This is a genomic window from Pseudoalteromonas sp. NCCP-2140, assembly GCF_023708065.1.
GTDB lineage: Bacteria > Pseudomonadota > Gammaproteobacteria > Enterobacterales > Alteromonadaceae > Pseudoalteromonas.
This window is the reverse complement of the sequence record NZ_BRCZ01000005.1, coordinates 130,858-154,575: the sequence shown is the minus strand read 5'-3', so window position 1 is coordinate 154,575 and position 23,718 is coordinate 130,858. Positions and strand designations below refer to the sequence as shown.

At 42.2% G+C, this 23,718-nt stretch carries 17 protein-coding genes; 8 read left to right on the top strand and 9 right to left on the bottom strand.

All coding sequences use genetic code 11. The features are described 5' to 3' along the window. The first annotated feature begins 103 nt into the window (after positions 1-103). Positions 104-829, top strand: a complete 726-nt coding sequence (locus NFU46_RS12235) for a YebC/PmpR family DNA-binding transcriptional regulator (protein WP_054553380.1) — start codon at positions 104-106, stop codon at positions 827-829. Positions 830-1,026: 197 nt separating this feature from the next. Here NFU46_RS12235 and NFU46_RS12230 read toward each other — a convergent pair whose 3' ends face one another. Beyond that, positions 1,027-3,201, bottom strand: a complete 2,175-nt coding sequence (locus tag NFU46_RS12230) for a malate synthase G (RefSeq protein ID WP_405030658.1) — start codon at positions 3,199-3,201, stop codon at positions 1,027-1,029. Positions 3,202-3,431: 230 nt separating this feature from the next. Here NFU46_RS12230 and NFU46_RS12225 point away from each other — a divergent pair, with 230 nt between their 5' ends. Further along, a complete protein-coding gene (locus tag NFU46_RS12225) occupies positions 3,432-5,033 on the top strand; it encodes an isocitrate lyase (RefSeq protein WP_054563156.1) in 1,602 nt (533 codons plus the stop codon). A gap of 975 nt (positions 5,034-6,008) precedes the next feature. Here NFU46_RS12225 and NFU46_RS12220 read toward each other — a convergent pair. Further along, positions 6,009-8,030: a S9 family peptidase gene (locus NFU46_RS12220; RefSeq protein WP_251602195.1), complete on the bottom strand. Its 2,022-nt coding sequence runs from the start codon at positions 8,028-8,030 to the stop codon at positions 6,009-6,011. A gap of 161 nt (positions 8,031-8,191) precedes the next feature. Here NFU46_RS12220 and NFU46_RS12215 point away from each other — a divergent pair, with 161 nt between their 5' ends. The 3 genes from NFU46_RS12215 (at position 8,192) to NFU46_RS12205 (ending at position 10,521) form a co-directional block, all read left to right on the top strand. Beyond that, positions 8,192-8,569: a VOC family protein gene (locus NFU46_RS12215; RefSeq protein WP_251602193.1), complete on the top strand. Its 378-nt coding sequence runs from the start codon at positions 8,192-8,194 to the stop codon at positions 8,567-8,569. A 509-nt stretch (positions 8,570-9,078) separates the two neighbouring features. Further along, a complete protein-coding gene (locus NFU46_RS12210) occupies positions 9,079-9,339 on the top strand; it encodes a hypothetical protein (RefSeq protein WP_054553385.1) in 261 nt (86 codons plus the stop codon). 198 nt (positions 9,340-9,537) lie between these two features. Beyond that, on the top strand, positions 9,538-10,521 hold the full coding sequence (locus NFU46_RS12205) for a WD40 repeat domain-containing protein (protein WP_175081378.1): 984 nt from the start codon (positions 9,538-9,540) through the stop codon (positions 10,519-10,521). A gap of 56 nt (positions 10,522-10,577) precedes the next feature. On the opposite strand, the gene NFU46_RS12200 is transcribed toward NFU46_RS12205, so the two are convergent. The 5 genes from NFU46_RS12200 to NFU46_RS12180 are packed head-to-tail and all read right to left on the bottom strand — an operon-like array spanning position 10,578 to position 15,678. Next, on the bottom strand, positions 10,578-11,435 hold the full coding sequence (locus NFU46_RS12200) for an aminotransferase class IV (RefSeq protein ID WP_175081377.1): 858 nt from the start codon (positions 11,433-11,435) through the stop codon (positions 10,578-10,580). A gap of 2 nt (positions 11,436-11,437) precedes the next feature. Continuing rightward, the gene (locus NFU46_RS12195; RefSeq protein ID WP_251602191.1) at positions 11,438-12,301 is read right to left on the bottom strand and encodes a glutamate cyclase domain-containing protein; all 864 of its coding nucleotides are present in this window, start codon (positions 12,299-12,301) and stop codon (positions 11,438-11,440) included. Further along, complete coding sequence (locus tag NFU46_RS12190; protein WP_251602386.1) at positions 12,286-13,017, bottom strand: 5-oxoprolinase subunit PxpA; 732 nt, start codon at positions 13,015-13,017, stop codon at positions 12,286-12,288. Before NFU46_RS12190 ends, NFU46_RS12195 begins: the two co-directional genes overlap by 16 nt. A 6-nt stretch (positions 13,018-13,023) precedes the next feature. Then, positions 13,024-13,821, bottom strand: coding sequence for a putative hydro-lyase (locus NFU46_RS12185; protein WP_251602189.1), 798 nt, complete (start codon positions 13,819-13,821; stop codon positions 13,024-13,026). A 48-nt stretch (positions 13,822-13,869) separates the two neighbouring features. Continuing rightward, complete coding sequence (locus tag NFU46_RS12180) at positions 13,870-15,678, bottom strand: glycoside hydrolase family 3 protein (protein WP_251602187.1); 1,809 nt, start codon at positions 15,676-15,678, stop codon at positions 13,870-13,872. 350 nt (positions 15,679-16,028) lie between these two features. Here NFU46_RS12180 and NFU46_RS12175 point away from each other — a divergent pair, with 350 nt between their 5' ends. After that, a complete protein-coding gene (locus NFU46_RS12175) occupies positions 16,029-18,893 on the top strand; it encodes an FAD-binding and (Fe-S)-binding domain-containing protein (protein ID WP_251602185.1) in 2,865 nt (954 codons plus the stop codon). A gap of 58 nt (positions 18,894-18,951) precedes the next feature. On the opposite strand, the gene NFU46_RS12170 is transcribed toward NFU46_RS12175, so the two are convergent. Beyond that, positions 18,952-20,139 (bottom strand): acyltransferase family protein, encoded by a 1,188-nt coding sequence (locus tag NFU46_RS12170; RefSeq protein ID WP_251602182.1) that lies wholly within the window; start codon positions 20,137-20,139, stop codon positions 18,952-18,954. Positions 20,140-20,499: 360 nt separating this feature from the next. Between NFU46_RS12170 and NFU46_RS12165 the strand changes: the two genes are divergently transcribed. Then, entirely contained in the window at positions 20,500-22,125 is a 1,626-nt protein-coding gene (locus NFU46_RS12165; RefSeq protein WP_251602180.1) for a sensor domain-containing diguanylate cyclase, read from the top strand. Between the two features lie 52 nt (positions 22,126-22,177). Then, a complete protein-coding gene (locus NFU46_RS12160; protein WP_175081371.1) occupies positions 22,178-22,879 on the top strand; it encodes a M15 family metallopeptidase in 702 nt (233 codons plus the stop codon). 289 nt (positions 22,880-23,168) lie between these two features. Here the strand turns inward: NFU46_RS12160 and NFU46_RS12155 are convergent, their stop codons facing one another. Next, positions 23,169-23,663 (bottom strand): hypothetical protein, encoded by a 495-nt coding sequence (locus NFU46_RS12155; RefSeq protein ID WP_251602178.1) that lies wholly within the window; start codon positions 23,661-23,663, stop codon positions 23,169-23,171. Positions 23,664-23,718: the final 55 nt, after the last annotated feature.

The following is a 23,718-nucleotide window of genomic DNA, read 5'->3' as shown; positions in this document are numbered from 1 at the left end:
TAATTGTTAGTTTTTTATTTTTCAAAATGTCCTAGTACTAGCCCAAGCCGTCATGAGTTGCTAAAATATCGGCAATTATCAAATGTATTCATAGAGGCATAAGATGGGCAGAGCATTTGAAGTCCGCAAAAACGCCATGGCTAAAACAGCCAATGCAAAAACTAAAGTAAATTCTAAGTACGGTAAAGAAATCTACGTTGTTGCTAAAAATGGCGAACCAGATCCAGAAGTTAACCAAGCGCTAAAACGTATTATTGAGCGTGCAAAAAAAGACCAAGTTCCAGCACACGTAATCGATAATGCAATCAAAAAAGCCGCCGGTGGAGCAGGGGAAGACTATTCTCCAGCACGTTACGAAGGCTATGGCCCGGGTAACTGTATGGTAATTGTAGACTGTTTAACTGATAACCCTAACCGTACTATCAAAGATGTACGTTTACCGTTTACAAAAACAGATTCAAAAATTGGCACACCGGGTTGTGTAGCGCATATGTTCGATCACTTAGCTGTTTTAGGCTTTGAAGGTGATGACGACGAAGTTGTACTTGAAGCGCTAATGATGGCTGATGTAGACGTAACTGATGTAGAAGTAGAAGATGGCAAAGTGTCAGTTTTCGCTCCACATACTGAGTACTACAAAGCAAAAACTGCTCTTGAAGAAGCATTTGAAGGTATTAACTTTGAAGTAGACGAAATCACGTTTGTTCCACAAGTTCATACTGATATCACTGATCCAGATGATATCGCAAACTTTGAAAAGTTTATTTCTATGCTTGATGACTGTGATGACGTGCAAAACGTTTATCACAATGCGATTGTCAAAAACTAATTTTTAAAAAATTAGTACGTTTTAGTACGTAAAAAGGGGCATTTGGTAACAAATGCCCCTTTTTTAATAGATTTTTATTATGCCATGAATGATGGCTATTCACTGTCGTTATGAGTTCAATTGATATTAGTCAAAAAAAAGCAGCCCTAGGGCTGCTATGAACGACACATGAAACTCGAAGGGGAGTTGTGTAGTGGCTAATTTAACGACTTATACTTTATACGGAACGCATGCAATAATGGTTCAGTATAGCCACTAGGTTGTTTAACTCCCTCTAATACAAGGGCTAGAGCTGCTTGATAAGCAACGCTTTGTGCTAAAGTTTCGGCTGAATCAGCCATATTATTGTAGGCCGGATCACCTTCATTTTGACCATCAACAACTTTTGCCATACGTGCCATGGTTTTTCTAATTTGCTCTTCAGAACAAACGCCATGATACAGCCAATTGGCCATGTGCTGGCTTGAAATACGCAGTGTGGCACGGTCTTCCATTAAACCGACATGGTTGATGTCTGGTACTTTTGAGCAACCAATACCTTGGTCAATCCAACGCACAACATAACCTAAAATACCCTGAGCATTGTTATCAAGTTCGGCTTGAATATCTTCTTTGCTTAAGCTGCTGGCATCTTTCATAAGCGGCGGAGTGAGTAAGCTGGAAAGGCTTGCTTCTTTGCGGTCCATAAGCGCTTTTTGACAAGCAAATACATCAATATCATGATAATGCATGGCATGCAGTGTTGCAGCAGTAGGAGAGGGCACCCACGCGGTATTTGCCCCACTTTTCGGATGACCACTTTTTTGTTCCATCATTAACGCCATTTTATCTGGCATTGGCCACATGCCTTTGCCAATCTGTGCTTTACCACTAAGGCCAGTTGCAAGACCAATATTTACGTTGCGGTCTTCGTATGCGCTGATCCAAGGTTCAAGTTTAATAGCGCCTTTTGGCAGTACTACACCTGCTTGCATTGAAGTATGAATTTCGTCACCAGTGCGGTCTAAGAAGCCGGTATTGATGAATACAACACGCTTTTTAGCTTCGAAAATACAGGCTTTTAAGTTAGCTGATGTACGGCGTTCTTCATCCATAATACCCATTTTAATGGTGTTTGCTGGTAAGCCTAACAGCTGCTCCACACGCGTAAATAGAGTATTTGTAAATGCCACTTCTTCTGGGCCATGCATTTTTGGTTTAACAATATTAATGCTATTAGCTGTTGAATTTTTAAGGCTGCTTGTACCTTTTAAGTCATGAAGTGCTGCAGTGCTGGTGATAATGGCATCCATAATGCCCTCAAACACGTCATTGCCTTCACTATCTTGGATAGCTGGGTTAGTCATTAAGTGGCCAACATTACGCACAAACATCATGCTACGGCCTTTTAGCGTGATTGTTTCACCACTTAAAGCTTGGTATTGGCGGTCTTGTGCTAAACGGCGTTCAATGGTTTTACCGCCTTTGTTAAATGCTTCTACAAGATTTCCTTGCATTAAACCAAGCCAGTTTTGATAAACGTTTACTTTGTCTTCGGCATCAACGGCAGCAACAGAATCTTCACAGTCCATAATTGTTGTAAGGGCTGCTTCTAGTAGTACATCTTTAAGGCCTGCTTTATCTGCTTGGCCGATTGGGTGATGATGGTCAATTTGCAGTTCTACATGTAAGCCATTATTTTTCAATAAGATAGCGCTTGGGTTTTGCGCTTCACCTTGGTAGCCAATAAGTTGTTCAGGATTTGCTAAACGAACCTGACTACTGTCACGTAATGTGATTAAAAGCTCATTATTTACCACCGAATAGCTGGTGCTTTCGATGTGTGAGCCATTTGCTAAAGGCAATGCTTTATCGAGGAACTGGCGGGCATAAGCCATCACTTTAAAGCCACGTACAGGGTTGTATGTAGAGCCTTTCTCAGCGCCGTCGTCTTCACTTAACACATCAGTGCCGTATAGCGCATCATACAAAGAGCCCCAGCGTGCATTTGCTGCATTTAAGGCAAAGCGTGCATTGCTTACTGGCACAACAAGCTGCGGCCCAGCAGTGCTTGCGATTTCAGGCTCTACTTGCTCTGTTTCTATGCTGAAGCTAGCTGGCTCAGGAACGAGGTAGCCAATGTCTTCAAGGAATGCTTGATAGTTAGCCGCATCCCATACCGGCTGCTGCTTATGGTAGTCATCAATCTTAGCTTGTAGTTGTTCGCGTTTTTCTAAAAGCGCACGATTGATTGGCGTTAGTTCATTGACGATATCAGCAAAACCTTGCCAAAAGGTGTCTGTGCTAATGCCTGTTCCAGGTAAAAGTTGCTGTTCAACAAACTGTGCAAGTTGTTGATCAACGCTTAAACCGTTAAGTGAGAGAGTGGTCATAATAATGTCCTTTAAACGAGCTTAATTTGATCATTCATGGTTCAACCATATCGTAAAAAAGGCTAATAAGCAGGCTATTTGCCATTCACTAAAAATATAGTGGCAATAACAACTATAAATTTACTAAATCCAAAAAATCCGCCTAATGTTGAATTAAGCGCTACGAAGCAAACGCCAAGTAGCCACTCTCACTAACAAAAAATAGATAACCCGTTCGAAGGATTTTTATTATGACAACATATCAACGCGAAACCGATAACCTAGCTACTTTATGTCAAACACAAGGCAAAACGTGGCAGTCAATCAACCCTGAATACGCAAGCCGTATGCGCTTACAAAACCGTTTTCGTACGGGTCTAGACATTGCTCAATACACTGCAGACATTATGCGTGCAGACATGGCAGCTTATGATGCTGACCACAGCCAATACACACAATCATTAGGTTGTTGGCATGGTTTCACTGCACAGCAAATGATGATGGCAATTAAACGTCATAACAAAACAACCAAACGCAGCTATGTATACCTAAGTGGCTGGATGGTTGCGGCACTTCGCTCTGAGTTTGGTCCATTACCTGACCAAAGTATGCATGAAAAAACATCTGTTCCAGCGCTAATCGAAGAAATCTACACTTTCTTAAAGCAAGCTGATGCACGTGAACTTGACCACCTTTACAAAGACCTAGACGAAGCGAAAGCAAACGGCGGTGATGTTCAAGCAGTACTAAATAAAATCGATAACTTCGAAAGCCATGTTGTGCCAATTATTGCTGATATCGATGCGGGTTTCGGTAACGAAGAAGCAACTTACTTACTGGCTAAAAAGATGATTGAAGCGGGTGCATGTGCTATCCAAATCGAGAACCAAGTATCTGACGCAAAACAATGTGGTCACCAAGCTGGTAAAGTAACTGTACCGCATGAAGATTTCCTAGCAAAAATTAACGCTGTTCGTTACGCATTCTTAGAGCTTGGTATTGATAACGGTATTATCGTTGCTCGTACTGACTCATTAGGTGCAAGCCTTACTCAAAAAGTGCCTGTATCTAAAACACCTGGCGACCTTGCTAGCCAATACACGTCGTTCCTTGAAACAACACCAGTAAACAGTGTAGATGACTTAAATGAAGGCGACACAGCAATGAAGCTGAATGGTCAGCTTTGCAAACCAACACGTTTAGATAATGGTTTATACCAGTTCCGTGAAGGCACAGAGAAAGACCGCGTAGTTCTTGACTGTGTAACAAGCTTACAATCAGGCGCAGACTTACTGTGGATTGAAACAGAAAAGCCAAACGTTAAACAAATCGCTGAGCTTGTAAACCGCGTTAAAGAGCAAGTACCAAATGCTAAGCTGGTATACAACAACTCACCGTCGTTCAACTGGACACTTAAATTCCGTGAGCAAGTATATGCTGAGTGGCAAGAACAAGGTAAAGACCTATCTGCTTACCCAAGCATCGATGACAATAAAGCATTAATGGCGCCAGAAATGGATGACACAGAGCTTGCAGCGGCAGCAGACGTACTTGTACAAAACTTCCAAAAAGATGGTGCACGTGAAGCGGGTATCTTCCACCACCTAATCACGCTACCAACTTACCATACAGCGGCGCTAAGCACTGATATTCTATCAGAAGGCTATTTCGGCGACCTAGGTATGCTAGCGTATGTTCGCGACGTACAACGTCAAGAAATCCGCCGTGAGCAAGCATCAGTGAAACACCAAGACCTAGCAGGTTCTAACATTGGTGATACTCATAAAGAGTACTTCTCTGGTGAAAATGCGCTTAAAGCCGGTGGTGAAGCAAATACCATGAACCAGTTCTAACCAAGTTGTAATTTCCTTTATAGCTATTCAATAATGTTGTTAGGGGCCTTCGGGCCCTTTTTCGCTTTTTAGCTATCAGCTTTCAGCCGTCAGCCATCAGACTCGCATCTTGCATCTATCATCTCGAACCTCGCATCTCGAACCTCGAACCTCTAACCTCGAACCTCTAACCTCTAACCTCTAACCTCTAACCTCTAACCTCTAACCTCTAACCTCTAACCTCTAACCTCGCATCTCGGATCACTCCTTAACCAAGTCTTGGATCAGCCATTTACTAGCTTTATAAAAATACAGATCACGCATTTACCAGCTTAAGAATTTTAGATCAGGATTTAACTACCTCCGCCTCATGAGCCTTAATTTAGGGCTTATTGGCAGAGCACAGCCTCTAGAATGGCTAAAATTAGGTCATATAAACGGCAATTTAATGCTGTTTTGTAAAATCTTGCGATTTACAAACCGATTTTTTATTAACTCACCCAAGCTATAAACCGATTTTTTACCAACTCAACATCCTCACAAACCAAAATTTTACTAACTGAAGCTAGGTTTTTAGCGGCACAAACCGATTTTTTACTAACTCAAGTTACTGATTTTGGCTATAAACCGATTTTTTACTAACTGCTTTTGGATTAATGTCCGATATTTGAAAAATGTATGTAAGGAATTACTCACATTGTGACTGTAAAGGGGGTTTACAGGAAAAGAGAGCTATCAGCTTTCAGCCGTCAGCTATCAGATTGAGATTCAAAAGTTAGCAAGAGTAAAGTTAAAAAGGGGAAAGTAGCAGCAGGTTTATCCCGCGTTATGGTTTTATTAAATGACGTTTCGGATATGGCGCGATATAAAATCGCGCCACAATACCTTGCTAACTTGCTAACTTGCTAACTTGCTAACTTGCTAACTTGCTAACTTGCTAACTTGCTAACTTGCTAACTTGCTAACTTGCTAACTTGCTAACTTGCTAACTCGCCACTACTTACTATGTTTATCAAACCACCATTGAATATAGGCGACTTTTGTCATCAGGTTTGATGGACGAGCGGTAATACCATGTGAGGCATTAGGAATACGCACCATCGCTGTATCAACACCTTGTAGCTTCAACGCTTGGTAGAATTGCTCGGTTTCAGAAATCGGGGTGCGATAGTCTGATTCACCGGTTAATAGCATAGTTGGTGTTTTTACATTGCCCACATAACTAATAGGTGAGCGCTTCATATAATGCTCAATATTGTCCCATGGTTTACCAGGGAACCAATAGTCAGCAAAGAAAGGGTAGAAATCAGCAGTTAGTACAAAGCTGATCCAATTGATAACAGGTTTAGCAACAACAGCTGCTGCAAAGCGGTCTGTATGACCCACAATCCATGCAGTTAAAACACCGCCACCTGAACCGCCGGTAACGAATAGTTTGCTTTCATCAATAAAGCCTTTATTGATGACAGCATCAACACCAGTCATTAAGTCATCAAAGTCATTACTTGGGTAGTTATGATGAATTGTTTGCGCAAACTCTTTACCGTATGAGTCACTGCCGCGCGGGTTCATATAAAGTACAACATTACCTTTGGCTGCGTATAATTGTACTTCAGGGCTAAAGTGAGGACCGTAGTTTGCAACAGGGCCGCCGTGGATCTCTAAAACAAGTGGGTACTTTTTGTTTTTATCAAAACCCGGTGGGTAAGCAATCCAACCTTGAATAGCCAAACCGTCGTGGCTTGATTTAACCCAAATTTCTTCAACCTTAGCCAGCTCTTTGTCACCCAGCGCATCTTCGTTTAATTGTGTTAAACGCGCGGTTTTACCGCGCTTAATTAATGCTACATCAGCTGGGCGTTGTGTATCTGCGAGTGTGAATGCAACTTCACCATCTTCGCTCACATCAAAATCACCACCTGAATACGGACGACCAAAGGCGACACTACCAATCTCTGAGGTAATCACCTTATGTTTACCACTACGCGGCTGGTAAGCTAGGTGTGTTTTACCTTCGCTATCGTAGCTAAAATAAAGACCTCTGCCGCTATCATCCCATTTTATATCTTCGACACTACGATCTAAATCAGCAGTGAGTACTGAGGTTTTACCTGATTTTAAATCAAGTAAATAAATGTCGCTGTTTTCATAGTTAGTCTTTTTATCATCATAGCCTGTGTATGCCAGGTAACGACCATTTGGAGAGACTTTAGGACGTGAATCTGGGCCTTTACGGTCTGTTATTTGGGTAATTGAACGATCCGCTAAGCTAAGTTTATAGATTTCAGATTCAGTTGGGTGTAATTCATTATCTTCATAACGATTAGCCGAAAAATAAAACGCATCGCCTTTTTCGTTAAAGCTAATAGCACCACCATGATCAAAATCACCAGCGCTTAATTGACGTGCATTGCCGCCCGTTGCACTGATAATAAAAAAGTGACGATAACCTTTTTCAGAGTAGCCACCGCCATCGGCACGGTAATAGGTATCGTCAATATATTTAGCTGGCTCTGCCCACTTAGCGCCTTCAGGCTTACCCGGTAAAGAAACTGGGCTTGCTGATTTTGCTGGCACAAACTGGCTAAACACCAATTGTTTGCCATCTGGCGTCCAAGTTAATCCGCCAGGGCTTTGCGTTAGGTTACTAATTTTTGCTACGTTACCGGTTTTTAACCATTTTACATAGATTTGGCTGCTACCATCTCGGGTAGAAATAAACGCTAAACGAGTTTCATCTGGTGACAATACCGGAGAGTAATCCATATGCACGCCAGACGTTAGTGGTAGCATGGTTTTACCATCTGGGTTTACTGACCAAATATTGCTGACTTTACGGTCGCTTTTGATATCCATGCGATTACGCACAAAGTAAATTGTATCGCCATTTTTTGTCATTTCTATTTGGTTGGCGTATTCAAGATCAAAAACATTTTCAAGTTGAAAGGTATTGCTAGCTCCTGCATTGCTGTAAAAGCTAGCTGCTGCAAGCAGTGCTAAAGACGTTTTAAACTTCATTTTATTTCCTTGTTAGTGAGCAGAAATTAGGGCTGTTAACCTGTTATAAAGTAACAACCATCAGAAATATAGTCCATTGCGATGAATGGAGAAATCAATAGACAGATGGTCATTTCCCTTTTATGTTGAGTACAGACACTTTTAAACGTAAGGAGCACACAATGATAGGTTACATCATGTTAGGCACTAACAACCTAGCTAAAGCAGTAAAGTATTACGATGAGTTGTTCGCCACTCTAAACGCCGAGCGCTTTTTAGAAACTGACCGCTTTGTCGCATGGAGCACAGGTCAAGATAAGCCCGGTTTTGCGGTTACCAAACCTTATAACGATGAAAAAGCTACAGTGGGTAACGGCACTATGGTTGCTCTAGCAGTCGAAACCCCAGCCCAAGTAGATGCCTTTTATAAAAAAGCCATAGAATTAGGTGGCACAGATGAAGGCGCCCCCGGCCCACGTGAAATGCCCGGCTTTTATGCGGGATACTTTAGGGACCTAGACGGTAACAAACTTAATGTGTTTTGTTTTACGCATGGGTAAAAAAAGTTAGCAAGGGGAAAGTTAGAAAGAGTAAAGTTAAAAGGCGCTAGGCTCTAGGAAACAGGGTCTAGCTTATGTAGCTTTATGCCGCGTAACTCTTAACTTTACTTTGCGCTATGCTTACATGGCACGCCAGTAACATCGCATAACTATCGGCTCTTCGCGCGAAATAAATTTCATGCTTACAAAAATCGTGGGGTTATCTTAAGCTGTGATTAGGAAGCTGTTGTTAGGCGCTAAAGCACCTCCTTCCTCGCACTTCGTTCCTTGCTCCTCGCATTTCGCACCTCGAATCTCGTACTTCGCATCTCTGCCCTCGCGCCTTAAAAACACGCATCACTCCAAAGTTGTATTTATTTTAGGAAATAGTTGTCTTTTTCACTATTTATTGGTGGAAATATCAACTATGCTTTTGCGTGAATACTTTACTGTATTGATTTATATGAGGTTATATTGTTGGTTCGATAATTGCTCCAGTCTTTTTACCAACACTTTTAAAGGAAATAAAAATGAAAAATACGCTAACGCTTACCCTTCTTGCTGTACTGCTTTTAGTTCTGTATTCACAGTTCACAGAATTAGCCTATAAATTTGGTTTTGCTGAGCTCAAACTAAATGCGGTTTTGGAAAACAGTGAACATATGAAAGTAAAGTGTGATGCATACTCACTAGGCTTTTTTGATGAAATAAAACTTCAAAATAAATTTCAAAAATGCATCAATGATTATGAAGCTGAAGGCTACGAAATCGTGAGCAGAACAGACCAATAATCGTTTTGTGTAGGCGCCATGCTCGCATGGCGCGCCGCTGCATCGCACAACTGCCAGCGCTTCGCGTGAAATAAATTTCACGCCTACAAAAACTGATGGCTGACGGCTGAAAGCTGACAGCTAGTTCCCCTACCAACTTCCGCTTATTTTCATTACACTGCTCCAATACAAAAATAATTATAAAAATTGAGAATGATCATGACGTCGAAACTGTTTAAACCTCTGTGCTGTGTATTTGCACTAAGCCTTGTGGGCTGTGATGGAGGTGAGGTGTTTACTGCCCCTGCTAGTAGTGAATTTGCCCATGGCAATGAGCTACTAAGTGCCACGGCGCTAACCGAGGATGCGAGTCACGCGTTAGTGGCAACCCAATCTGAGGTGTGCGTTTGGGATAATCAGTTAGAAGCGCGTTTATACGATTGTATAACAGGGCAGGGCGCTGAACATGTTGAGCTTGCGGGCTTTAGCGCTAACAAATCTCGTTTTTTCATTTCAAATCGATTATCGGTGACTTTATACGATACTCGCACTGGGCGTAGTATTGGTACTTGGCTTACCGGACAAGAAATCGCTAGAGACATCGCTATTTCAGCCGTAGGCGATACTTTGGTTATCGCTTATCGTAGCGGCAAGGCTGAGGTGATAAACACCCGCACAGGCGATACAAAGCGTTTTGATATTCATCGTTTAGATATTAATAGCGTGGCGTTATCGGCTGATGGTCAGTGGGCGTTTACTGGCTCAAGCGACAAGTACGTTAAGCTTTGGTCAACAAGTGATGGTAGCACTCGCTTTGAAGAGCGTTTAGCGACTAGAGTGAATCACGTTACTTTAAATAAAACAGCAAGCTTGGGCTTTGCAATTGACTCGGTTGATGATCGTGTATTCTTTGATTTAGCTAATAAAAAAGAGCTATCAGAAGTGGCCTCATACTCTAACTTTATTGAATTCACTGCATCGCAATTTATCAATCAAGATAAATGGCTATTAACGGGCTCACCAAAAATGAAGATGCGTTTATACCGCGTTGCAGATGGTGAACTAATCGCTGAATACGAAGCTAAACAACAGCGCCAGCGAACGTCGGTTCTGAGTGTGGCTTACGATGGTAAGCAACTATATTCAGAAACCAGTGATGGGCTATTGCAAGCTTGGCCATTTGATAAAATAAGCACTAAATAACAGCTAAAACAAAAACGCCTACTCTGAGTAGGCGTTTGTTTTTGAGTGCGATTAAATTAGTAATCAAACTTATGCTTGGTAAACAAGCTTTGCACTTGTTGCCAAACTGCACCAGGTTTACCATCGCCAACTAACTTGCCATTTACTTTTACAACTGGGCCAACTTCTTTAGTGGCGCTGGTGATCCATACTTCGTCGGCATCAAGTAACTCATCTTTACTAATAATGCGCTCTTGCACTTTAAAGTCACTGTAACTGTGAAGAATATTGAGGATTAACCAGCGGGTGATCCCCGGTAAAATTTGGTTATCAAGTGGTGGCGTACTGATCACACCCTCTTTTACAATAAACACGTTACTTGAACTAGCTTCGGTTATTTCTTCTAAGCGGTTAAATAGAATGGTTTCTTTGTTACCTGCTGCTGCACCGTGCTGGTAATGGATCACGTTGCCAAGCAGTGCCGTTGATTTAATATGGCAGCGTTGCCAGCGACGGTCTTGCTCAAGCGATACAGTGTAAGTTGTTGCATTGTCGATCTCGCCTTTTGGCTCTGCTGGAATTTCAAAAGCAAACGCGAATACGGTCGGGGTAATATTAGTTGGGTAACCGTGGGCACGCTTAGTGTCGGCGCCGCGGCTAACGTGCAAATAAATCCCTAGGTTGTCACCTTTGTTTTTCTCGCATAAATCATTACAGATTTTACGCCATGTATCGGCACTGTAATCGAGCTTAATTTCAAGTTCGTTTAAACCGTTATTCATACGCTCAATATGTGCGCCAAAGCCAAGCATTTTGCCTTGGTATGATGGGATCACTTCATAGATGCCATCGCCAAATAAGAAGCCGCGATCCATTGGTGAAATCTTTGCTTCATCAGCGCCAAGGTATTCACCGTTTAGGTATACCGTTCCCATTGTTAAACCTCATTCTCTGTCGTAAAGCCGCCAAGTTGGCGAAGCCGAGTTATTAATTGTTGACCATGCATTGCATGCAGGCCGTCTTCGGTGAGCTCATTTTTATGGGTGACGCCATCGACACTACCGCGCTCACTTAGGTAATGCAAAATGTTGAGTGGCTCAATATCAGCCAGCAAATCGGTGTTATACCAGCGACTTAAAAAGGCAATGAGTCCGTATGCTGCCCAGTTAGATACATCGGCGAGTAACAGCTCATCGCAAGGAGTTAAACAAGGAGTGATGTTTAGCGCTTGCATATGCTGTGCAAGGTTACCCATGCCTATTTCGTTACCGCCATCACCAATCGCTATGGTGGGGCAAGGTGCTTCTGTTACAAAAAAATCAAAGCAGCCGCAATGCTCCGAAATATCAATACCGCGCATATTATAATAACGCTGATGCTCGTTAAGCCCCGGGCGTTCTATTGATAAAACACAATCAGGTTTTAGCTGCTCAAGGGCTTTAATGCTAAAAGTGTGCGCATTATCAATGCTATTAATTGGCAGCTCAAAACAGTTAAAGTCATTTTTCAAGGCACTGTAAAGGGGGTTGCCAGTAACCAAAATAGGCTGTTTACCAAGCTTTTCGAGCACCTTGTAAAGTGCAATTGCACCAACCGGACCATCGGTTTCGAAGGTATTGTTGACCGCAAAGCCCGTACCTATCAACACAGTACCTTGTGCTTTATAAAGGTATTTTGCTGCACGTAAATACGTACCCGTTAGTTGTTTTGCGTATAAATGCTGCATACCACGCGGGTTTTGTTCAACCATCATGGTTTCAATTTGTTGGCTTAGCGCTGCGTCGCTTAGGCTTGCTGACATAGTGCTTTGATCTCTTGAATGAGCGCAATACCCGCTTCATTATCGCCATGTACACACAGGCTGTCGGCATTAAGTGCCAGCTGCTGACCACTTCGCGTTGTAACTGTGCCATGTGCTATTAACTGTTTAACCTGCGCCATTAGCGCCGGTTTGTCATGTACGCTGCCGGCTAAAGAACGTGCAACAAGCTTACCTTCGTCTGTGTATTGACGGTCGGCAAACGCTTCTAAAATGAGTTCTAGTTGAAGATCGTTTGCTTGTACTTTGTGTTTGGCTGCTTGGTTGGTAGCTAAAATCATTAATTTTAATGGCTTTGCATAACTTGCCACTGCACGCATAACGATATTCAGCGTTTGCTCGTCACTCATCATATCGTTATACAATGCACCATGCGGCTTAACGTATTCGAGCGTTAAACCATGTACTGCAGCCATACCATTAATTGCAGCAATTTGATAATGCAGGCAATTGGTCAGCTCTTTTTCGCTCATAGCCATTGAGCGGCGACCAAAGCCTTGCTTATCTGGGTAACTTGGATGTGCGCCAACCATTACTTTGTGCTGCTTGGCGAGGGCTAGGGTGTTTGCCATCACATCGGCATCGCCAGCATGAAAGCCACAAGCAATGTTTGCCATATCAATATGTGGCATAACTTGCTCGTCTAAGCCCATTTTCCACATACCAAAGCTTTCGCCAAGGTCACAGTTTAGTTTCATCGTCATTTATAACGCTGCCATTTTACTATTTGGAATATCAGTGATCAGCATATGCCCTGGGCTATGCGTGATACAAAAATCAGGTGCCGCGTTGGCAATTGCAACTTGTGGAGTCACACCACAGGCCCAAAATACCGGTACTTCGCCATCGTTAATGGTTACCGCATCACCAAACTCAGGTTTGTTGATATCTTTAATGCCAATTGCCGCAGGGTCACCAAAATGCACAGGCGCACCATGTACACTTGGAAAACGGCTGCAAATTTGGATCGCGCGAATGGCATCGGCAGGTTTCATTGGGCGCATGCTTACAACCATATTGGCGTGAAAAATCCCCGCACTCTGGCAAGCCATATTGGTCACATACATAGGCACATTTTTTTGTTCGCTGATGTTTCTGATCTCAAGACCCGCGGCAATCAGCGCTTCTTCAAATGAGAACGAGCAACCAATTAAAAAGGTGACTAAATCGTCGCGCCAATGACTCGTAATATCGGTAACCTCTTCAACCATTTGGCCTTGTTTAAAGACGCGGTAACGGGGTAAGTCGCTACGAATATCAATGTCTTCACCAACAGTTGGCATATCGGTAACGCCCGGTATACGGCTAGTTGCAATGATTGGGCAAGCTTTCGGGTTTGCTTGGCTAAACTGCAAAAAATCAAACGCGTATTGTTTAGGTAAAATCACTAAATTAGCTTGCACAAAGCCCGGTGCAAATCCCGATGTATTGCCAGTGTAGTCACCCTCACGTACCATTTTACGAATAGCCGCTGGAGTGGTTAAAGATGCATTTTTTTGCATGTGACTCTCCTTGAAATTAACACTTGCCCATTGTTGCTACAATAACACTCAGTTTAGGTCATTAATAGTAACGGGCAGCTGCCCTTTAGCAGGGGCTTTCCCTAGTAAAACGTTTGCCAGCGCTGTAAAAGCAGGGCCAGCAATCTTTTCATCTGTATCTACATCTATATTGTAAGCATAGGTGGCAAGTACAGCATCGCCAAATTTTCCAAATTGGGCAATATCGTAAGGGGCTCGTAAGCTGACAAATACGGTCTTTTTATGGGCTAATTTTGCTTGTTTTAACAATGACTCTAATGCCGCTGATTGATCTGCTTTAGCAATTGCAAACTCAGGGTTATCAGCTAAATCATCCATCCCGCCGACTTCAACAGCACTTTGTTTTGGTGACGCATTAGCGGCAATAATTATGTCTGCTTCGTTAATTTCTTTTAATGTTGCAAGCGGCTCATAGCCTTGCAAACTTGTGCAGCTAAAGCTGATTAGCTTATCGGTGTTATCAATTAACGCCTGCTGCAAAGCATAGCATTTGCGGGTATCTGGCATAATAATATGCACTTTGCTGCCCGATTTAATGTTAAGCGGTAGGGTGTTTTTCTCGTTTTTCACCTCGGTGATAGCTGCCAATGCTAATTCCGCTTCTACTTTTCTATGGCTTTGATCACCCAGTAAAAGTTGCGCTTTTTTGATGGCTGCTTCGTCATCAAGTGAAGAGGTAAGTTTAAACTTTTCTTTAAGTTTTAAAATACGTGTTGCAGACGCACTCATTTCGTTGGCATTTAACGTGCCACGTTGTACTTCTTGCTCTAATCGCTCAATCAGGGCTTCAAGTACTGCTAAGTCTTTAGGGCTTCTGATTTCGATTGGCATCAGGGCAATATCAACACCCGCTGCAAAGGTATTTACTACCGCTTCAATTGGTTCAAAAAAGTGGCTGATCCCCGCCATATCGAGGGCATCTGTGATCACCACACCTTGATAACCAAGTTCATCACGTAATAAGTCGGTGATGATTTTGCGCGACATCGTTGCAGGTTTGATCATGGTTTTGCCTTCTTTACTGACAAACGTGCTGTCGTCGAGGGCAGGGTATTGAATATGTGCAGTCATGATCATACCCGGTTGTTGGTTTTTAATAATTTCTTTAAAAGGGGGGAGGTCTTGCTGCCAAATGGTTTCTTTATCATGCATTACTTTTGGCAGGCCTGTGTGGCTATCTACATTGGTATCGCCATGCCCCGGAAAGTGCTTTAACGATGAAATAACGCCGTTGTTTTCAAACCCTGCCACTTGGGCACCACCTAGTTTTGCAACCAATTGCGGATCTTCACCGTAAGAACGCACGTTAATAACTGGGTTATCTGGGTTCATGTTTACATCAACCGTGGGTGCATAGTTAACATTAACACCCAGTGCCAATAGCTCGTCGGCAATAATGCGTGCAGATTCAGTTGCGAAGTGGGTACCATGTTCTTTATAGGTTGCGCCAATCGACATGTTACCGGTAAACGACGTACCAACATCACGAGGTATACGGGCAACTCGGCCACCCTCTTGGTCTATCGAAATAAACAGCGGTAAGCCTAACTCTGACTTAGCAGCGGCTTTTTGTAGGTCATTATTAAGTTTGATCACTTGCGGCACGGTATCGATATTTTCTGCAAACAAAATCACCCCGCCAATATTATGTTTAGTGATGATATTCGCTAAATCGGCCGGCAGCTCTGTCACCGGTGTACGGCATTTTTGTTCACCCGGGTCTTGCTCGCAGTAATAACGTAGGTCAAGCATGAGCTTTTGCCCTAACTGTTGTTTTAAAGTTAATGCAGACTCAGCAAATGATGATTGTAATGGCATGAAACATCCTAATCCGATAACCAGTGACGATAGTGCAAACTTATTTAACACAGCAAGCTCCAAAGCAAAACGCTTATTTAGTTTTTAGAATAAATTATTCTTGATGTTAATGGGTTTTTAAATATAAATACAGTATTTTTTTGCTACCCTAGCGGTTTTTGAGTCCGACTGCAAAAAGCTAAGTTAGATCACCAAATAGGGCTAATAGGCTTAAATAACCAAACCTTTATACTTATTAAAAGCGTGGCAAGTTGATAATTTATCAATTTAATGGGTCGCTTTTTAGTACAATTTAAAGTAATAATATATTCCATAATCATCAGCGTAAATATGACAAGCCTGGGGGCGAGATGGCTTTAACTCGATTACACGCATTTAAACAGCAAATTAAACCTTTTTTACCAGAGTCAGCATTAATAGAAGATTACTCGCGCCGTTATGCGTACGGGACAGACGCCAGCTTTTATCGATTAATACCTGAGTTAATTGTATTAGTGAGCAATCAAAATCAAGCAAGGCAGGTGATCATTGCTGCCAACGAGCAACACGTACCCATCACATTTCGCGCCGCCGGAACGAGTTTATCTGGGCAAGCAATTACCGATTCGGTATTGGTTTTGTTGTGCGATAGTTGGAGCAAGTTTGAGATACTTGATGACGCCGAGGCAATACGGTTACAACCGGCGATCATTGGTGCACGAGTAAATCAAGTATTAGCCCCGTTTGGTAAAAAAATTGGCCCTGATCCCGCATCTATTAATAGCTGCAAAATAGCGGGGATGGCGGCAAATAATTCATCAGGCATGTGTTGTGGAGTGGCGCAAAACAGTTACCACACTGTAAAAGATATGACCCTCATTTTTGCCGATGGCACAGTGCTTAATACGGCTGATAGCCAAAGCTGTAATGACTTTTTGCAAAGCCATAGCCCTTGGGTTGATGAGCTAATGAGCCTTGTTGAGAGCGTAAAGCAAAACCCCGATTTGAGTGAGCGCATCGCCCATAAATACCGTTTAAAAAATACCACGGGTTATGGTTTAAATGCGCTGCTGGATTTTTCTGATCCAATCGAAATCATTAAGCACTTAATTATCGGCTCTGAAGGTACGTTAGCTTTTATCGCTGATATCACCTACCACACCGTGGTTGAGCATCAGTACAAACACACAGGTTTCTTTATTTTTGACGATATCAGCAAGGTGTGTGAGCTGGTACAAAGGCTGAGTGAACTTGATGTTGCTGCCGTTGAGCTGCTAGATAAACGTGCTCTGATGTCGGTGTCTGAGCATGCCATAATGCCAAAAGAAGTGGCCAGCTACCCTGAGCAATCAGCGGCACTGCTAATTGAGTTAAGAGCTGAAAATGCACAGGCTCTTGATGCGCTCACAAAGGTCACCGAGCAACTTCTTGCTGAGTTTAAGCAAAGTCAACTGGCAGCGATTGAGTTTTCAGCAGACAGCGCCCGTAATGCGGCACTTTGGAATATCCGTAAAGGCACGTTTCCTGCGGTTGGCGCAGTGCGCGAAACTGGCACCACTGTAATTATTGAAGATGTTGCCTTTGCTCTTGATAAATTAGCTGAGGGCGTGAATGCGCTGCATCAATTATTTATTAAATATGGTTATGATGAAGCCATTATTTTTGGCCATGCGCTTGCCGGAAATCTGCATTTTGTATTCACCCAAGCTTTTGATACACCTGAACAAGTAAGCCGATACGAGCAATTTATGGCTGATGTGGCGAACTTAGTGGCGGTTGAACTAAAAGGGTCATTAAAAGCTGAGCATGGCACTGGGCGTAACATGGCGCCGTTTGTTGCTACTGAATGGGGAGACGATGGCTTCGCGGTGATGGTTGCGCTTAAAGCACTATTCGATAAACAAAATATTCTTAACCCAGGGGTTATTATTAATCACGACAAAAATGCCCACACTCAGCATTTAAAAGTCATGCCAAAAAGTGATGATATTATCGATACCTGTATTGAATGTGGCTTTTGCGAAGTGGTTTGCCCATCAAAAGGGCTTAGCTTAACACCGAGGCAGCGTATTACTTTATGGCGACACCGCACAGAGCTACACAGTCAATTACTAACAACCGAAGATGTAGCAAGCAAACAGAAGTTAAATCAAAAGCTCAGTGTTATCGAGGCCGACTTTAAATACCTTGGTATTGATACGTGCGCGGCAACGGGTCTATGCGGTCTTAAATGCCCGGTGGGGATTAACACGGGCGAATTTATAAAATCGCTCAGAGCAAAGCAAGCCTTATCAAACAAGGTTGCACGGTCATTATCACGCTTTGCTAGCAAGCATTTTGCGGTTGTTGCAATGGGTGCACGATTTGGTTTAACCGTGATGCAGGTGCTCGAAAAAGCAATCGGCAGCAGTAACCTAAGAAGCCTGAGTAAACCTGCTAATAAGTTACTTGGTACACCGCTGTATTACTCGGCATGGCCAAGGGCTGAGCAACCAATTAATAGAAAGCTTCAACAACCCCAACAAGCGAAAAAGTTGGTGTATATGCCAAGCTGCGCAAGCCGGATTTTTGCGGCTGATAATCTTGCCGATGATAAACGCCCACTGCTAGATGTTATTTATTCACTCGCTGCCAAAGCAGGCTATGAAGTGATACTTCCGAAACAAGCCGATTCACTTTGTTGCGGTATGCCATTTGCTAGCAAAGGCTTTAATAAAGAGTCTAAAAACAAAAGTGAGCAATTACTTACTGAGCTCGAGACGCTTTCAAATAATGGCCAATATCCCATTGTTTTTGATGCCAGCCCTTGTGCACTTACTACTCTTAATGCCGCGCAAAATACGGCACTCAAAATTTATGAAAGTGCTGATTTTGCAGCTCTGCATTTACTGCCTAATTTGCAGGTAAGCCCCGTGAATGAGCCGGTGATGCTCCATGTTACTTGTAGTTCTAAGCGATTAGGTAAAGAGCAAAGCCTAGTATCACTTGCCAAGGCATGTAGTAATGAGGTGATTATTCCAGCTGATATTGAGTGCTGTGGTTTTGCCGGTGATAAGGGCTTTAACTTACCAGAGCTCAATGGCAACGCGCTAAAAACCCTTAAACAACAAGTACCAAAAAACTGTAGTCGGGGTGTGTCTAATAGCCGTAGTTGCGAAATTGGTTTAACTGAACACGGTGGCATCAGTTATCAGTCAATTTTGTATCTACTCGATAAACAAAGCCATGCAATATAACAGGGCGTAATTGCTAATTTGATGAGCCAGTGATTGACTGGCTCATCTATTTTAAAGCTTACACTTTCCAAAAAATGCCTTTGCGGTAGCAGCTGTACATCACACCATAAGACACCACTAAAAACAGCAGTGAAAAGCTAAAAGAAGCGAGGTAATCATTGCTGATCACTAATTGTATTAGGCCATAAATACTGCCTTTTAAACTGCTATCGCCAAGCGGGATCATAATTAATAGCCGTGCAAACACGCCTGCAAACATAAAAAATAATATCGCATTTGCACCAAATACAATAAACGGAGCGCCCCAACTACGCAGCTTATAAATATCTAAAATAGCACTGCACAGCGCATAGAAAATCGCTGCCAGCCCTGAGCTGAGTAGCACATAGCTTGGCGTCCATAACGCTTTATTGATAGGCGTTATTGGTTCAATAGCATAGCCGGCAATAACAGCTAATGTACCCAGAAAAATAAGTGTACGGGCTTGTTTTTTAAGGTTGGGTTGCTTAGTTAAATAAACCGCAGTCAAGATGCCGCTAAGCGCACTTGCAATGGCTGGTAATGTTGAAAATAGCCCTTCAGGGTCAAATGGCAGTGGCTTAGCACTGGCATAATACAGGTGATGACTACCAAATACGGCATTGTCTATGTAGGCACTTAAGTTATTGCCATGTAACCATAAGCCACTGACTACCTCGCCGTTTGGCAAGGTATACGGGATATAAAGCATGGCAGCGCCATAAAACAATAAAAGAGCGATGCAAGTAATGGCTATTTTCTTAGGCGATAAATAGAGATAACAACACAGAGCAACTAAATAGACCAAACCGATACGTTGCAGCACGCCCAACACACGCAACTGCAATAACTTGTCATCAAGCCAGCTAAAAGAAGGATCTCGAAAGTTGTAATAAAACAAGGCTAAAAACCAACCGAGGGCAATGAGTTTAATGGTACGAATAACCCCTGATTTTAGTATTTGTTGAGCAGTGACCCCTTTAGCACGCAAGCTATTTACTGAAAGCGTGATAGACATGCCGACAATAAAAATAAAAAACGGAAAAATTAAGTCGGTTGGTGTCCAACCATGCCACTGTGCATGTTTCAAAGGCCAATACATCGCTCCCCAACTACCTGGGTTATTCACTAATATCATGGCAGTAATAGTCAAGCCTCGCATTACATCTAACGCCATGAGGCGATGTGAAGGGAGTTTGTTGATGATTTCAGCACAGTGGTGACGCATAGGAAAACTTTATTGTAATTTTGTTTTTACAGTGTAATAAATTATTACATCAAAGCAAGCTGCTTTCTGAACAATATAAATCGTACGTATTAGTCGTTATTTTAACTGCCTTAAGTTTATAGTTCATTAAATTCAATATGTTAAGTTACGAGGGTTGTTGATAAGTAACTTTGATGTTGTTCATATTCAACGAGCGCTTGGTAGCTGAAGTTTTAAACAGAGTTACTTTAATTAATTAGAGTAATTGCACTCATTTGTTTGCGCTAAATCAAATTATGACAAAAGTTTTATAGAGGTACACAGAACATCTTGCTAGTATAAAGGTATTAGATGTACCCGATATGGACTTTGGGCCTGTATGTGAGAAATATCGTGCTTAATAGTCTTAGTCGTGGTTTAAATCTACGCCGCTTAATTTTAGTGTTAGCGTTTTCTACAACGCTTATTACCTTTCTAAATAGTTATTACTCGAGCTATCAAGTTCAGAAGCAACAACTAATAGATAAAACCCTAAATAACCATAAAGCATACGCCGCTAAGTTGGTGTCGGCGACCGATAACTTTTTACTGACTGCTCAGCAACAGCTTGCTTATGTTGGAAAAATACTTGAAGACGATTTTAATAATCAAGGCTTAATTAATGCTGAGGCTGACCGACTAAGGCTACAAACCAATAGTTTTAATTCGACCATTATTGTTAATGCACAAGGCGATATTTTAGGCGTTTCTCCAAAGTCATTGAAACTACAAAACCGTAAAGTAGATAGCTTTGGCACTAAAGCGGCTTTGTCGTATCGTACTCCAATGATCAGCGAGCCGTACATTTCGATGGCAGGCAATTTACTGATTTTTATGTCGCAGCCTTTATTCGATAAACAAAGTAACTTCATTGGTTATATTGGCGGCACTTTGTATTTAAAACGTGCCAGCATTTTAAATGAATTGCTGCAAGTTCATTATTATCAAGATGGCTCTTATCTGTATGTGGTTGATGAAAACCATCGCTTACTCTATCACCCAGATAAAAGCCGTATTGGTGAGCAAGTGTTTGATAACCAAGTAATTGAAGAAGTACTAAAAGGAAACGCCGGCACCCAGCTTGTTACCAACAGCAAAGGCGTTGAGATGCTTGCAGGCTACGCTCCTATGACAGTTGCTCCATGGGGAGTCGTCACTCAGCGCCCACTGGAAAGCACGCTTGCTCCGCTTGATGATTTAATGTGGCAAGTGTTTATCAAAACCGCCCCAATAGGTGTATTCACATTTATATTGATTTGGGTGTTAGCACGTTTAATTGCTCAGCCTTTAAGGCAGTTAGCCGAAACTGCAAATACTTTAGATCGCCCTTCAACGTCACTTGAGCTGACACAAATTCGCTCATGGTACTTTGAAAGTAATGAACTCAGAAAAGCCATGTTAAAAGGGGTAGGGTTATTACAAAGTAAAATAGGGCTATTGCGCCAAGAAGCGCAAACTGATCCCCTCACTTGTCTGCATAATCGTCGTAGCCTTGATATGCAAATTAGCCATTTGATCGCTCAACGTTGCCCTTTTGCTGTATTGGCTATCGACATCGATCACTTTAAACGGGTTAACGACGAGTTCGGTCATGACATTGGTGATGTAGTACTTCAGTCGTTGGCTAAAATTTTGTTAGATGTTACTCGTGATAGTGATGTGGTTGCTCGTACCGGTGGTGAAGAATTCATTGTGATCATGCCAAGAGTCGAAGCAAAACGTGCGTATCAACTGGCTGAACGTTTACGTATGCGGGTGTCAGAAAGCTACATTGACCCGGTTGGCTGCATTAATGTATCGATTGGTATTTCGGGCTGGCCAATTGAGCAATTAAGCATTGATGAAGTATTTAAGCTTGCTGACCAAGCTTTATATCAAGCTAAAAAAACCGGTCGTAACCGCTCAGTTGTCGATGCCACATATAGCCAAGATCTTGCTCCAGTTTCTGAGCCTTCAATCTTGGAATAAGTTATTTAATGTGCAATAGTGGATGCTATTAAGTTATTTATGGAAAATCAAAATGGCATTCACTTTGTTGGCTCGTTTAACTAAATCCACTTCTTTGTTAGGTATTGCGCTTATGAGTGCAAGCGCTGCTTGTGCCACCCCAAGCGATGATAAACGTAGCGAATTTGTGGATGTAGGGGCTTTGCTACCGAATGCTGTGTTAGATATCCGTTATTTTGGTCATCATAACTTTGTTGGCAAACCAGTTGATGGTTACAACGCACCTAAATGTTTATTGCATAGCACTGCTGCTACGGCTCTTAAAAATGTGCAAATAGCAGCGCAAACCCAAGGTTTGAGCTTAAAAATATTTGATTGTTATCGCCCGCAGCGCGCCGTTGATCACTTTGTGCGTTGGGTTAACGATTTAGAAGATACCCGCACTAAAGCTGAGTTTTATCCAAACTTAGGCAAAGACAAGCTACTAGGTGATTACATCGCCGCTAAATCGGGTCACAGCCGTGGTTCAACGATTGATTTAACCTTAGTTGATGCAAAAGGCAAAGAGCTCGATATGGGCTCACCGTTTGATATGTTCGATACTCTTTCGAACACCGACGATCCACGCATCAGTGCAGAGCAAAAAGCCAATCGATATAAACTTAAAAGCCTGATGATTGAGGCCGGTTTCGCCCCTTATTCAATGGAATGGTGGCATTTTACCTACCAACCGCAAGCATATCCCGCCACCTATTTTGATTTTGTGGTGGAGTAGGTAAAACAGCTTTAAGCTTTCAGCTGTAAGTTTTAAGCCGAAAAGTGTTGTTTTTGAATGTTGAGTTAGCTTGATTAAATGGCGTTGAATGTTAGACACGCCATGCAAGCATGACGCCTACGGTTTGATGTAGGCGTGAAACTTGTTTCACGCGTCTGACGGCTGATAGCTGAAGGCTGACAGCTCCTTCTAGAACCTATCGCATGATGACGCGGGATAAACCCGCTGCTACAAGTAGGCGTGAAACTTGTTTCGCGTCTGACGGCTGATAGCTGAAGGCTGACAGCTTCTACATCACCTCTTTTATCGGCGAATAATCAACTTTAATTTCAACAATATCGACATTGGCATTTTGTTTAAAAGCGTTTTGCACTTTTAATAAATCAGTGTCTTTTTCAGCAAGGTAGCGATAGCTTTTGTTGGTCATTTTTTTCAGCGTATATTGGCTGCTAAGCGCTACTGGTAAGCTGTTTTCTTTTAGCGTTAAGTAAATTGCACCCGTTGCGATTCCGCGCTCTTGCATTGCGTGATTAAAGACTTCTGTGCCCTTGGTTAAAGTCGGTGCATTAAAGGTAATTTTTTCGCCATTATTACTAAAAGCATTTGTCGATTTTTGCTTGTTGATTTCGACTGCTTTTTTAACATCCTTAACTGAATTTTGTTCTTTTTGTGAACTGGTTGTTGGCTGCTGTGTTGTATTTTGCTCGCTTATTTCATTTTTTTGACAGCCTGATACTAGTACTAATGCTAGTATAAGTGTTTGTATTTTAATTGTTTTGTTCATTTCATTCCTGCTTGTTTGTTACTTTTGTTTACAATTAATTCTATTTTTTAATTGC

What these genes read in the sequence shown, in the direction of transcription:
- NFU46_RS12225 (WP_054563156.1), top strand. Translation starts at nt 3,432, where the DNA reads ATGACAACATATCAACGCGAAACCGATAACCTAGCTACTTTATGTCAA.
- NFU46_RS12235 (WP_054553380.1), top strand. Translation starts at nt 104, where the DNA reads ATGGGCAGAGCATTTGAAGTCCGCAAAAACGCCATGGCTAAAACAGCC.
- NFU46_RS12205 (WP_175081378.1), top strand. Translation starts at nt 9,538, where the DNA reads ATGACGTCGAAACTGTTTAAACCTCTGTGCTGTGTATTTGCACTAAGC.
- NFU46_RS12185 (WP_251602189.1), bottom strand. Translation starts at nt 13,821, where the DNA reads ATGCAAAAAAATGCATCTTTAACCACTCCAGCGGCTATTCGTAAAATG.
- NFU46_RS12215 (WP_251602193.1), top strand. Translation starts at nt 8,192, where the DNA reads ATGATAGGTTACATCATGTTAGGCACTAACAACCTAGCTAAAGCAGTA.
- NFU46_RS12230 (WP_405030658.1), bottom strand. Translation starts at nt 3,201, where the DNA reads ATGACCACTCTCTCACTTAACGGTTTAAGCGTTGATCAACAACTTGCA.
- NFU46_RS12175 (WP_251602185.1), top strand. Translation starts at nt 16,029, where the DNA reads ATGGCTTTAACTCGATTACACGCATTTAAACAGCAAATTAAACCTTTT.
- NFU46_RS12180 (WP_251602187.1), bottom strand. Translation starts at nt 15,678, where the DNA reads ATGCCATTACAATCATCATTTGCTGAGTCTGCATTAACTTTAAAACAA.
- NFU46_RS12160 (WP_175081371.1), top strand. Translation starts at nt 22,178, where the DNA reads ATGGCATTCACTTTGTTGGCTCGTTTAACTAAATCCACTTCTTTGTTA.
- NFU46_RS12170 (WP_251602182.1), bottom strand. Translation starts at nt 20,139, where the DNA reads ATGCGTCACCACTGTGCTGAAATCATCAACAAACTCCCTTCACATCGC.
- NFU46_RS12200 (WP_175081377.1), bottom strand. Translation starts at nt 11,435, where the DNA reads ATGGGAACGGTATACCTAAACGGTGAATACCTTGGCGCTGATGAAGCA.
- NFU46_RS12190 (WP_251602386.1), bottom strand. Translation starts at nt 13,017, where the DNA reads ATGAAACTAAACTGTGACCTTGGCGAAAGCTTTGGTATGTGGAAAATG.
- NFU46_RS12220 (WP_251602195.1), bottom strand. Translation starts at nt 8,030, where the DNA reads ATGAAGTTTAAAACGTCTTTAGCACTGCTTGCAGCAGCTAGCTTTTAC.
- NFU46_RS12195 (WP_251602191.1), bottom strand. Translation starts at nt 12,301, where the DNA reads ATGTCAGCAAGCCTAAGCGACGCAGCGCTAAGCCAACAAATTGAAACC.
- NFU46_RS12155 (WP_251602178.1), bottom strand. Translation starts at nt 23,663, where the DNA reads ATGAACAAAACAATTAAAATACAAACACTTATACTAGCATTAGTACTA.
- NFU46_RS12210 (WP_054553385.1), top strand. Translation starts at nt 9,079, where the DNA reads ATGAAAAATACGCTAACGCTTACCCTTCTTGCTGTACTGCTTTTAGTT.